We start from the raw sequence: 12,182 nt of genomic DNA, 5'->3' as shown, positions 1-12,182 counted from the left end.
TTACCGGAGCGCCGGGCCTCCGAAGGCGAGCCGCCCACCCGGCGACGCGCCGCCCGGGACGCCGTCGCGGAGGAAGCGAGCTGACGCTCGCGGACTCACACGCCGTAGACCGCCACGCAGTCGAGCGCGACCTCCAGTCTCGTACCACGCTGGTCGAGAGAGTGACCGAGCAGTTCTTCTATGCGCTGAATCCGGTATCGCACCGTGTTCTTGTGCACGCCGAGCAGTTTCGCGGCCGCGTCCGGGCTGCGGCGGGCTCGCAGGTAGGCATGCAAGGTTTCCCGCAGTCGCGCCGACTGCGCGTCGAATGCGGCAAGTGCGCCCAGTTCCCTGTCGATGAGCGACCGCATGGCGGTCTCGTCGGATCCCGCCAGATAGGCGACCTCGACCTCCGAGTAGTGCAGTGCCCGCGGCAGGCCCGGGCGGGCGCGCTCGGCGACCTGCCGGGCGGCGACCGCCTCGCGGTGACCCGCCCGGAAGCCGGTGGCGTGCGCGGCGGGCACGCCGATCGCCACCCGCACGGGCGCGTCCACCGACCACACCGGATCGCCGGGCTCGGGCAGCGCGTCGTCCACGCCGATCCACGCCCACAGCGCGGTCGCACCCGAGGGCACGGTGAGCAGGCTGCCGTTGCCGAGCATGCCCGCGTAGCGGGCCACGATCCGGTCGAGCCGGCCGACGGCCTCGCCGGTGCCGTCCGACGGCAGCGGCGCGGCATCCTCGTCCGTCCACAGCACCAAGGCCAGATGTCGCTGTGACAGCCGGTATCCGAGCCGGCCCGAAGCGGTTTCGATATCCACCTCGGCGCCGTCCAGCAGGGCGCGCACGATCTCGGCGCGCTGGGTGAGCGCGGCGCGCAGGCCGCGTTCCCGCTCGGCCATATAGGTGTCGGTGAGAGCCTCGACCGACGTGCTGACCCAGCGCGTGGTGCGGTCGAAAAGCCTCAGCAGCACCGATCTTTCGATGTCCTGCGGCAGCTGCCGCTGTTCGAGCACCTCGGTCATGTAGTCGATGACCGCCTCCTGACCGAGGTGATAGACGCGCAGCAGCAGCCGCACGTCGTAGCCGCGGCGGGCGACGGTGCGGGCGAAGGCGTGCGCCTCCGGCGGGACCGGGTATTCGAACAGGTCCTGGGTGAGGCCGCTGAGCACGGCGACCGCGTGGGCCCGGCTGCTGGCGGCCAGGTCGCGGCGCATATCGCGGTCCCGCATCTCCGGGATGCGGGCGATGATGGCGTCGTCGAGGCGGGTGACGACCTGTTCCAGGGTTTCGGCCGGGAGGGTTTCGGCGACGAAATCGGCGATCCAGAGCCGGATCTCCGCCGGGTTCGCGGGGGTCGCCACGGGTACTCCTCCGAGGTTGTACTCAGAGCACAAAACCGACCGGAACAATTGACCCGATTGGCCAAGCATGGGCTCACGAAATTGTGTCACGATCATAGTCCAGTGAGCTGGGGCACAGCTCGCCGTCGCAACGTAGCGCACGTGGGGAGAGGCACATCGTGACCAATACCGAACCCGCCGCGGGCACCGCTCGCAAGACCGGGACCCGCAAGCCGGCCGGGACCGCCGTCAAGGCCACCCCGAAACCGGGAGCCACCCCGAAACCGGGAGCCACCCCGAAACCGGAGGCGGCCCCGGCGCCCGCCACCGAACTCGAGGTCCGCAATCCGGCGACCGGCGCACTCGCGGGCACGGTGCCGATCGATTCGGCGGAGACGGTCGCCGCCAAGGTCGCCGCCCTGCGCGCGCATCAGCCCGCCTGGGAGGCCCTGGGTCCCGACGGGCGCAAGGAGTGGCTGCTGAAGCTGCAGGACTGGCTGGTGGACAACACCGATCGCCTGGCCGACGTGCTGCAGTCCGAGACCGGTAAGGCCCGGGTGGACTCGCTCATCGACCCGGCGTTCTCGGTCGACCTGACCGGCTACTACGCCCGCCGCGCCGCGAAATTCCTTGCCGACGAACACCCTTCGCCGCACAGCCCGCTGGCCCGGGTCAAGCAGCTGACCACCGTGTTCCGGCCCTACCAGGTGGTCGGTGTGATCACGCCGTGGAACTTCCCGCTGGCCATGCCGGTCATCGATGTGATCCCGGCGCTGGCCGCGGGCGCTGCGGTCATCCTGAAACCTTCTGAGGTGACACCGCTTTCGGCGGTCGAGCTGGCGCGCGGCTGGCGCGAGATCGGCGCACCGCCGGTGTTCGAGGTGGTCACCGGCGCAGGCGAGACAGGCGCGGCCGTGGTCGGGAACGCCGACTACATCCAGTTCACCGGTTCCACCGCCACCGGCCGCAAGATCGCTGCGGCCTGCACCGAGCGGATGATCCCGTACAGCCTGGAACTCGGCGGCAAGGACCCGGCCATCGTGCTGGCCGACGCCGACCTGGATCGCGCCGCGCACGGCATCGCCTTCGGCGGGCTGTTCAACGCCGGGCAGGTGTGCATCTCGGTCGAGCGCGTGTACGTGGAAGCGCCTGTCTACGACGAGTTCCTGGCGAAGCTGACCGCCGCCGTCAAGGAGGTCCGCCAGGGCGTGGACGGCCGCCAACCCCGGTACGACATGGGCGCACTCGCCAACGAGAACCAGGCGCAGATCGTGCAGCGGCACGTCGAGGAGGCCGTCGAGGCGGGTGCGCGCGTCACCACCGGCGGCAAGCGCACCGGCGTCGGCACACTCTTCGAACCGACCGTGCTCGCCGACGTGGACCACACCATGACCTGCATGACCGAGGAGACCTTCGGGCCCACGCTGCCGGTCATGAAGGTGGCCGACGAGGCGGAAGCCATTCGCCTGGCCAATGATTCGATCTACGGCCTATCCGCCTCGGTCTGGTCCGGCGACAAGGATCGCGCCGAACGCGTTGCGCGCCAACTGAACGCGGGCGCGGTGAACATCAACGACGTGTTCGCCAATATGTTCAGCTTCGCGCTGCCCATGGGCGGCTGGGGCCTGTCCGGCACCGGCGCGCGCTGGGGCGGGGCCAACGGCGTGCGCAAGTACTGCCGCCAGCAGGCCATCACCAAGCCGATCCTGCCCACGCAAACCAAAGAGCCGCTGTGGTTCCCGTATTCGCCGGCCAAGCTGACCATCGCCATGGGCGCCATGCGGGCCGCGGGCACTCGCGGACTGCGGCGGATCAACCTGCCCGCCATCATCAAGACCGTGCGGGGGATGTGATGACCGACTTCGGAACGATCGCCGGCAAGGTCGTGGTGATCACCGGCGGTGCGCGCGGCATCGGCCTGGCCACCGCGACCGCCCTGCAGGCCCTCGGCGCCAGGATTGCCATCGGCGATATCGACGAGACCACCGTCAAGGAGTCCGGCGCCGCACGGGGTTTCGACGTCTACGACCGGCTGGACGTCACCGACCACCAGTCCTTCGACGCCTTCCTCGACGAGGTCGAGCGCCGCCTCGGCCCGATCGACGTGCTCATCAACAATGCCGGGATCATGCCCACCGGCCGCGTGGTGGACGAACCGGATCAGATCACCCGCCGCATTCTCGACATCAATGTGTACGGCGTGATCCTCGGCTCCAAGCTGGCCATCGGGCGCATGCTGCCGCGCGGGCGCGGGCACGTCATCAATATCGCCTCGCTCGCCGGCGAGACCCATATTCCGGGCCTGGCCACCTACAACGCCAGCAAGCACGCGGTGCTGGGCTTCACCGACACCCTGCGCGAGGAGTACCGGGGCACCGGGCTGCGCTTCTCCTCGGTGCTGCCGACGCTCACCAGAACCGAACTGGGATCCGGGGTTACGGGGCCCAAGCTGCTGCGGCCGGCCGAGCCGGAGGAGATCGCCGACGCCATCACCAAGCTGATCGTGGAGCCGCGCTCCAAGGTTCGCGTCACGGCGGTGGCGGGCATCATCTCGCAGGTGGTGGGTCTGCTGCCGCAGTCGGTGGGCGATGCCATCGGGCGCGCGCTGGGCGCGCAGAGCGCGTTCCTGGACGATGTGGACTCCGACGCGCGCAAGGCCTATGAGAACCGGGTGCGCGAGTAGCTCACCGTAGGGTCGGCGGCATGGGTAGCAGGAGTGCGGTTTTCGCCGGATTGTCGACACTGGATCTCGCCTATGCCGTCGACCGGTATCCCGCCGAGGACTCCAAGACCCAGGCCGCCGACCTGTTTCTCGGCGCGGGCGGACCGGCGGCCAATGCGGCGGTGACCTATGCCTTCCTGTCCGGCGCGACACCGGCCCTGGTGACCGCGCTGGGCAAACATCCACTGGCGGAACTGATTCGCGGTGATCTGCAGCGGCACGGGGTCACCGCCGTGGACCTCACGCCCGACGGCGATCAGCAGCCGCCGGTGTCCTCGATCATCGTCGCCACCTCGGCGGCCACCCGGACCATCGTGTCGCTGGACGGATCCCGGATCCATCCGGCCCTCGACGAGACGGCGGCCGCGGTGCTCGACAGCGCCACGGTGCTACTGGTGGACGGCCACTATCCCGAACCCGCGCTACGGCTGGCGACGGCGGCGCGGGCGGCGGGCGTGCCCGTGGTGCTGGATGCCGGCCGCTGGCGTCCGGTGCACGGCGCGCTGCTGCCGGTCGTCGATATCGCCATCTGCTCGAGTGCCTTCACTCCGCCTGGGGTACAGGGTGATTCGGCCGGTGAGGTGTTCGACCACCTGCACGCGGCGGGACCGCGGCTGGTCGCGATCACCGGTGGTGGTGGCCCGATCCGATACTCGATGCCCGGCGAACGCGGCGAGATCCCTGTTCCCGAGGGGCCGGCGGTGGACACCCTCGGGGCGGGCGACATTCTGCACGGCGCGTTCTGCCATTTTCACGAGCGCGGCGCGGGTTTCCCGGTCGCGCTGCGGCGCGCGGCCGCGGTGGCGACGGCCTCCTGCGGTTTCCCCGGCACCCGGGAGTGGATGCGGCACTTCGATATTCGGTCGACTGGATAGCGCGCTCAGTCGATGCGGTAGCCGCGTCCGGCCTTGCGCAGCACCAGATCGGCACGGGTGCGGGTGGATTCGACGAGAGCGGCATTGCGGAGGTCGCTGTGCGCCACCTTGGTCCGCGCGGCCTCGGGGGTGCGGCCGCCGCGAATGTGGCGGCGCAACAGGCGTTGTTCGAGGATCGGCCGCGGCACGTCCAGGTACCAGGTCTCGTCGAGCAGCGGGCGCACGGCGGCCCAGGCGGGGTGGGCGCGGTCGTCGAGCAGCAGGTAGTTGCCCTCGGTCACCACGATGGCTTGGCGATCGAACACGACGCCGCCGGGGACCGGTTCGTGGATCTCGCGATCGTAGGTGGGCCAGGACACCGGCGTGCCCGGCGCGGTCTCGCGAATGGTGCGCAGCCGGGCCACATAGCCGTCGGTGTCGAAGGTGTCGGGTTCGCCCTTGCGATCGAGGAATCCGGCGGCGCGCAGCTGGGCGTTGGTGAGGTGGAATCCGTCCATGGGCGCGACTTCGGCGATCGAAGCGCCGGCGGCCAGGTTCAGTTCGTCGCGAATGCCGCGGGCGAGGGTGGATTTGCCGGCACCGGGCGGGCCCGCGATACCGAGCAGAAACCGACCGGAATGCCCGTCGGCGCGGCGGCGAACGCGAGCCGCCAACTCCGCCAACGAGGTTTCGACACTGCCACGTATCGCCACCCCTCCGAGCCTACGGGGAATCAATGCCCGCCTTCGGGAATGGCGCGCACCAGCGCCTGCAGGTCCTCCTCCAGCAGCCGCGAGAGCCGGTAGGTCAGCACGAACGCCAGCACGCCGCCGACACTGATCAGCCGCAGCGGCACGATCACCAGCGACAGATCGGCGGTCGACACGAAGGTCACGCTGGCCACCGCCAGCAGCGGCACCGACGCGGCCGCGGCGAGATAGAAATTGCTGCGCCGGGCCAGCGCCGACAGCTGCCGCCGATCGGCGGGCCCCACCGAACCGCGCGCCAGCAGCTGCGGATACAGCGACCGCACCGCGTACACCATGATCAGGAAGAACGGATAGGCCAGCGCGATGGTCGCGCACACCACCTGCGCGGTGAAGAAGTGCGCGAAGGCATTGTGCGGCAACCGCGCTCCCGTACCGGACAGGGCCAGCGGCCACGCCACCCCGGCGATCAGCCACATGGCGAACGGCACCCACACCGCCCGCTCCCCCATCAGCAACGTGTCGGCGCGGGCGTGGGCCAGCTGGGCCGGGGTGTACCGGTGCCCACGGGCCAAGCGGTAGGAGACGGTCAGCGGCCGCCGCGCCAGCCACAACAGCAGCAGCGCCGCCAGCGGGAAGGCGACCAGATTGTTCACCAGCGCCACCTGCTCGAACCGCTGCTGGTCCACCAGCGGCAGCTCGTTCACGATGAGACTCTGGTTGATCCGGACGTTGTACCAGCTGGCCACGGCATTCGGCAGGCCGACGCACAGCATCGCGATCGGCACCGGCCAGCCGCGCAACCGGGCCCACAGCGTGTGCGGCGGCGGATCCACCAGATCCCGGGCCCGCGGGTCGAGGCACAGGTTCAGCTGCCCGGCCAGCTGGCCGCCGGTCTGCCAGCGCCGCGCGGGATCGGGTCGCAGGCATTCCAGCAGCACCCGCCGCAGCGCGGCCGGGGTGTCGGCGGGCAGCGTGTCCAGGGCCGCCGCGGGCACGCCCGCCGTCCGCTGGGCCAGCATGGCCCGCACCGCCCCGGCATCGGTCCCGGCATCCGCATCGTCGAATGGCAGTGCGCCGGTGAGCATTTCCCACAGCACGAGTCCGAGCGAGTAGATGTCGCCGCGGGTATCCGGCAGCGGCGCAGCCGGATCCAGCTGCGCGGCCAGCGCCTCCGGCGACCGATACCGCAGCGCCCCGGCATCATTCGCGCCCGCCCCGAGGAACGCCCCACTCCAGTACACCGGCCCCAGCGCGAAATCCGCGAGCTTGGGCACCCCTTCCGCCGTGAAGAGCACATTGCCGGGCCGGATGTCGCGATGCAGCACCCCCTGCCGCAACCCGTAGTCGAGCGCCTCCGCCAGCCGCCGCCCCACCCACGCCACGGTTTCCGGCCAGCTCAGCCCGGCGATCTCCGCCCGCACCCGGGACCCGGCCGGCCGGATCTCACCCTTGGCCTCCATTGCCGCGTCGATGGCCCGCAGCAGCAGTCCGCCATCGGCGCTGTCGCGCCCGGCCGTCGCGGATTCCTGCCGCAACCGGGCCAGCACGCCATCGACGGTGCCGCCGGGCAGATACTGCATGTACAACAGCCGCAACGGTTTTCCGGTGCTGCCGTCGGCGATCAGGCGCTGGTCGAAGACCCGCACGATGTGCTGGTGGTCGAGCTGCGCGACGGTGTCGGTGTCGCTGTCCACGCCCGCCTCCACCCGCACCGCGACCAGCCGCTGCATGGACCGCTGCCGGGCCAGGAACATGCGGCTGTGTTCGCGGCCGCCGAGATCGGTGAGCAGGTCGAAATCGTCGAGGCGGCGGCCGGTTCCGATGCCCTCGGGTAGCACGGGCGGCGGGGGCGGCGGAGTGTCGCCGGTGAAGCGGCGGCGGATCTCGGTGGCCGCCTCCGGGTACTCGGAGGTGAAGCTGTCCACGTCCACCGGCCGGAAGCGGCTGCGGGCCACGTACTCCTCGCAGACCAGGTCGGCGAAGTCCGGGCTGGTCCCCACCTCCGGGAATTCCCTGCGGTACTCCGCGAGCCGCTTCTCCATTCCGGCGCGCCGCCAGCGCTGCCGCATGTCCACCCGCACCAGATCGGTGAGGACCGCGAGCCGCACCTCGTGCCCGTCGGGCAGGTAACCGGCCAGGGGCGGCGGTTCGTCGCGGTCGCCGCGCAGGGTGGATTCCCAGTCGGCAGCGAAGCGGGCGAGGGCTTGCGCTGCGAGTTCGCTCACGATTCGGTACCCGCCCCGTTTCCGGGCGCCCGCGACGAGGGGGTCGACGACACCACCCGCTCCAGCGCCGCCAGGTCGGCCTCCAGCGCCCGGAACATGGCATAGATCAGGACGAAGGCCGCGATCCCGCCGACACTGAGCACCCGCACCGCGACGATCACCTGCGGAATGTCGTCCGGCGGGAGGAACGTCACGCCCGCCACCGCCAGCAACGGGACCGACGCCGCGACCGCCAGATAGGTGGTGCAGCGGTGGCCCAGCCGGTGCAGCCACACCGCGTCCTCGGCGCTGATGTCCCCGTGCCGCAGGAACATCGGATAGATGCACCGCACCAGATAGAAAGCCACCAGGAAGAACGGATACGCCACGGCGATGGCCCCGCACACCACCAGCGACACCAGGAAGTGCACCATGCCACGGGCCGGCAGGTCGGGAGCCGTCATGCGCAGCACCGTCGGGAAGGTGATGCCCGCGATCACCCATAGCGAGAACACCACCAGGGAGATGCGCTCCCCGGCCAGCAACACGTCCGCGCGGGCTCTGCGCAGCGTCTCCTGGTCGTATTCGCGGCCCAGGCGCACCCCACGCGGCACAAAGATCAGGGACCGGCACAGATAGGCGATGACGGCCGTCCCGAGCGGGAAGAACACCAGGTTCACCGTGGTCGTGGTGACCATGAAGGTGTGCATGGCCGACTCGGACAGGTGATTGATGATGAAGGCCCGGTTGTGCGCGATGTTGTACAGCGACGCCAGCAGGTTCGGCACCACGATGGCCAGCGTGACCAGCGGAATCATCCACGGCCGCAACCGCATCCGCCAGCTGTGCGGCGGCGGGTCGACCAGGTCGCGGGCACGTTCGTCCAGGCACATCTCGAGCTGTGTGGCCAGGACCCCGCCGCTGCTCCAGCGCTGTTCGCGGGCCGGCTCCAGGCAGGTGAGCAGGACCCGGCGCAGCGCGGCGGGGCAGTCGGGCGGCACCCGGTCGAGGGCGGCGGTGTCGACGCCGCCGCGCCGCCGCGCCAGCATGGCATCGAGGGTGGTGCGGTCGCCGTGGTCGCCGGGCCCGGCGGTGGTGTCGTCGAAGGGCTTCGCCCCCGTGAGCAGCTCCCACAGCACCACGCCGAGGGAGAAGATATCGGCGCGGGTGTCCAGGTCGCCGGCGCTGATGGCGGTGCCGGGATGGCACGCGTCCAGCTGTTCCGGGGACATGTAGGACAGCGAACCGCCGAAGTACGCGACCGGGCCGGCGCTGTCGATACTCCGGCTGAAGCTGATGTTGAAGTCGGCCAGCTTCGGTACCGCCTCGGCGGTGAGCAGTACATTCGCGGGCTTCACGTCCCGGTGCAGGACCCCGTGCCCGTCCGCGTAGTCCAGTGCCTCGGCCAGCCGGCGGCCCAGCCACGCCACGGTTTCCGGCCAGGACAGCCCGGCCAGCTCGGCGCGCACGCTGGAGTCGGTGGGCCGGATCTCGCCCTTCTCCTCCATGGCCGCGTCGACCGCGTCCAGCAGCAGCTGTCCGGTGCGTTGCCCGGGCGGGGTGGCCCGCACCCGGCGCAGCACGCCGAGCAGGGTGCCGCCGGGCAGGAACTGCATGTACAGCAGACGCAGGCGGCGCCCGGATTCGGTGCGCCGGTCCGACATCAGCCGCTGGTCGAAGACGCGCACGATGTAGTCGTGGTCGAGCTGGGCCAGGGTCTGCGGCTCGGTGCCGTGGTCGGCGGAGATCTTCACCGCCACCAGCCGCTGCAGGGAGCGCTGCCGGGCCAGGAAGACCCGGGCGAACGCCCCGGAACCAAGACTGGTCAGCAGGTCGAAATCATCGATGCGCTGCCCGATTTCGATGCGATCGAGCAGTTCCCCGGTCTCGGGCGTGGTGATCCCGCCGGTGGCACGGGTGGGCTCGGCCGGTGCGCCGACCAGCTGCGAGGGATCCTCGTACAGCGTCACCTCACCCGGTTCGGGTACCCGGGTGGTGTCGCCGTCCACGGTCGGCCCGGTCCGGGCGGTCGGCTCGAGCTGAGTCCGCTCGAGCTGTGTCCGGTCGGAGCGTTCGACCCCGAAGTCACCGCGCGTGGATTCGTCCAGCCCGGCCCGCCGCGTGCTCTGATCGTCGTCGTCGGCATTCAGCAGTTCCCTCAGCTCGGTCGCCTGATCCGGATATTCGCGCAGGCAGTCGCGCGGATCCACGCGCTCGCCGCTGTGCCGGCGGATGACGAACTCCTCGTACACCAGCCCGGCGGGCAGATCCCGGTCCGCGAGTTCGGGGAATTCGGCGCAGTAGTCGCGCAGCCGTTTGGGCGGGGAGACCTCGGTTCCGGCGGGTCGGTGCAGCCAGCGGTGGCGCATGTCCACCCGGATGAGCTCGATCAGCGCACCCCGCCGCAGCGTGGTGGCGTCGGGCAGATAGTCGGCGATCCGGGGCGGGGCCGCAGTGGAGTCCCACGCCGCCGTGAAGGCGGCGATCGCACTCGATTCCGTTTTTGCCGAGTAACCGCCGGAACGGTGGTCGGAACCAGAAGCCATGTCCGCACCCCTCTGGCTCGGCACGGATGTCGTCGATCCGCACTGTCGATCCGAGGATGTCGTGGATTCTGAGATTGGGACAAAGAAACCGCCACACCCCACACCATCATCCCCGACTGCTAGCCGGAATGATAACTTGCGGCTCACGAGCGGATCACCCGATTTCGACACGAGGCGACGGGGGAAGACCAGCATGCACGACGAGGGCACGGCGCTAGCGGCTGAAATCGCCACAGCCGGCACCGCCGAGGAGGTAGCGGTGGCAGGTACCAGGGCTGATTCCGACACCCCATCCGACCGTCCCCCCGTGGACCTGACCACGGCCACCGGCATCGCCGCGGCCGTCCAGAACGGCTCGATCTCCCCCGAGGACGCGGTCGGCGCGGCGCTGGACCGGATTCGCGCCCGCGATCGGAAATTGAACGCCTTCAGTCTCGTTCGCGAGGAAGCGGCCCGCGCCGAGGCCCGCACGGTGGCCGAACGACCGGATCTGGACATGCTGCCGCTGGCCGGCGTGCCGATCGCGGTGAAGAACAATATCGACGTCGCCGGCGAGGTCACCCGGGGCGGCTCGCTGGCCGGTCCCGATACCCCCGCCACCGGCGACCACCCGGTCGTGCGCCGGCTGCGGGCCGCGGGCGCGGTCGTCGTGGGCCTCACCACGGTGCCCGAATTCGGGCTCTGGGGTGTCACCGACGGCCCGGGCAGCATCACCCGCAGCCCGTGGAACACCCGCTACTCCGCGGGCGGCTCGTCGGGCGGTTCCGGCGCGGCGGTCGGCTCCGGCATGGTCCCGATCGCGCACGGCAATGACGGGCTCGGCTCGGTCCGCATTCCGGCCGCCTGCTGCGGCGTGGTCGGCCTCAAGCCCGGCCGCGGTCTGGTGCCCGCCGAGGTGGGGCTGGACTCGTGGGGCGGGATGACCGAGAACGGGGTCCTCGCAACAACGGTCGCGGATACCGCGCTCATGCTCTCGGTGCTCGCGGACCGCCCCGACCTGGCCGATCTGGAGACGCCCTCGACGCTGCGCATCGGCCTGGCCACCGGGGCTCCGACACCACTCGGCCATATCGACCTGGCCTGGACCGCCGCCGCCGACAAGGCCGCCGCGGCCGCCTCCCGGGCGGGCCACATCATCGGCGTCGCCGAACTCCCGTACCAGGGCTCGACTTTCGCGCTGCTGCTGCGCTGGCTCGGCAATGCCGCCCGCGAGGCCGCGACCGTCCAGCATCCGGATCTCCTGCAGCGCCGCACCCGGATGCACGTCGCCCTCGGCAGGGCGGTGCTGAAGTCCGGACTGCTGCGCCCGTCGCAGGTCGATCGGGTGGAGGCCCGGCTGCTCGACTATTTCGAGCGCTACGACGTGGTCATCACGCCCACCCTGGCGACCCCTGCCCCGCGCGCCCGCCGCTGGCATTCCCGCCCCTGGCTGGCGAATGTCCTTACGAACACGAAGTTCTCGCCGTTCACGCCACTGTGGAACCTGGTCGGCTGGCCCGCGCTGTCACTACCCATGGGCCTGCACCCCCGCACCGGCACCCCGGTCGCGGCGCAGATCGCGGGCCCGCCCGGCAGCGAGTCGACCATCCTCCGGCTGGCCGCGCAGATCGAGGCCGCCCACCCCTGGCAGCGCGTCGCTCCCTGAGCACACGCCGGCACACGCGCCCGGATACAGCACAGCACGCTCGGATACAGCACAGCGGGGGGGGGCCCCGGGGGGCGGGGGGGTTTTTTTTTTTTTCTTCTCCCCCCCCCCAAAGAGCACAGGAAAACCCCCACCCCCCTCCCCCCCCCCCTTTCCCCGTCCCCAGCGAGGGACCCCCG

At 70.7% G+C, this 12,182-nt stretch carries 8 protein-coding genes; 4 read left to right on the top strand and 4 right to left on the bottom strand.

Annotated elements, in window-relative coordinates:
* Positions 1-95: 95 nt before the first annotated feature.
* Positions 96-1,343 carry a PucR family transcriptional regulator gene (locus ACFXN1_RS07285; RefSeq protein ID WP_379435523.1) on the bottom strand — a complete coding sequence of 416 codons (1,248 nt, stop codon included), beginning with the start codon at positions 1,341-1,343 and terminating at the stop codon, positions 96-98.
* A 158-nt stretch (positions 1,344-1,501) separates the two neighbouring features.
* Between ACFXN1_RS07285 and ACFXN1_RS07280 the strand changes: the two genes are divergently transcribed.
* From ACFXN1_RS07280 to ACFXN1_RS07270, 3 genes are read left to right on the top strand one after another with little or no spacing between them, the layout of a single operon-like run.
* Positions 1,502-3,175 carry an aldehyde dehydrogenase family protein gene (locus ACFXN1_RS07280; RefSeq protein ID WP_379435525.1) on the top strand — a complete coding sequence of 558 codons (1,674 nt, stop codon included), beginning with the start codon at positions 1,502-1,504 and terminating at the stop codon, positions 3,173-3,175.
* Complete coding sequence (locus ACFXN1_RS07275) at positions 3,175-4,005, top strand: SDR family oxidoreductase (protein WP_379393528.1); 831 nt, start codon at positions 3,175-3,177, stop codon at positions 4,003-4,005. Before ACFXN1_RS07280 ends, ACFXN1_RS07275 begins: the two co-directional genes overlap by 1 nt.
* A 20-nt stretch (positions 4,006-4,025) precedes the next feature.
* On the top strand, positions 4,026-4,919 hold the full coding sequence (locus ACFXN1_RS07270; protein WP_379435526.1) for a PfkB family carbohydrate kinase: 894 nt from the start codon (positions 4,026-4,028) through the stop codon (positions 4,917-4,919).
* Between the two features lie 5 nt (positions 4,920-4,924).
* Here ACFXN1_RS07270 and ACFXN1_RS07265 read toward each other — a convergent pair whose 3' ends face one another.
* The 3 genes from ACFXN1_RS07265 to ACFXN1_RS07255 are packed head-to-tail and all read right to left on the bottom strand — an operon-like array spanning position 4,925 to position 10,358.
* Positions 4,925-5,611, bottom strand: coding sequence for a nucleoside/nucleotide kinase family protein (locus ACFXN1_RS07265; RefSeq protein WP_379435528.1), 687 nt, complete (start codon positions 5,609-5,611; stop codon positions 4,925-4,927).
* A 20-nt stretch (positions 5,612-5,631) separates the two neighbouring features.
* Entirely contained in the window at positions 5,632-7,833 is a 2,202-nt protein-coding gene (locus ACFXN1_RS07260) for a protein kinase (protein ID WP_379393522.1), read from the bottom strand.
* Positions 7,830-10,358, bottom strand: coding sequence for a serine/threonine-protein kinase (locus ACFXN1_RS07255; protein ID WP_379435530.1), 2,529 nt, complete (start codon positions 10,356-10,358; stop codon positions 7,830-7,832). Before ACFXN1_RS07255 ends, ACFXN1_RS07260 begins: the two co-directional genes overlap by 4 nt.
* 307 nt (positions 10,359-10,665) lie before the next feature.
* Between ACFXN1_RS07255 and ACFXN1_RS07250 the strand changes: the two genes are divergently transcribed.
* Entirely contained in the window at positions 10,666-12,003 is a 1,338-nt protein-coding gene (locus ACFXN1_RS07250) for an amidase (RefSeq protein ID WP_379435532.1), read from the top strand.
* Positions 12,004-12,182 lie beyond the last annotated feature (179 nt).

Source organism: Nocardia sp. NPDC059154, from assembly GCF_042755705.1.
Taxonomy (GTDB): domain Bacteria; phylum Actinomycetota; class Actinomycetes; order Mycobacteriales; family Mycobacteriaceae; genus Nocardia.
Note: the sequence above shows the minus strand (reverse complement) of the source record. Positions and strands in the feature narration are given on the sequence as shown.

Excerpts from the sequence above, each read along its gene's own strand:
- ACFXN1_RS07275 (WP_379393528.1), top strand. The coding sequence starts at position 3,175 with ATGACCGACTTCGGAACGATCGCCGGCAAGGTCGTGGTGATCACCGGC.
- ACFXN1_RS07270 (WP_379435526.1), top strand. The coding sequence starts at position 4,026 with ATGGGTAGCAGGAGTGCGGTTTTCGCCGGATTGTCGACACTGGATCTC.
- ACFXN1_RS07255 (WP_379435530.1), bottom strand. The coding sequence starts at position 10,358 with ATGGCTTCTGGTTCCGACCACCGTTCCGGCGGTTACTCGGCAAAAACG.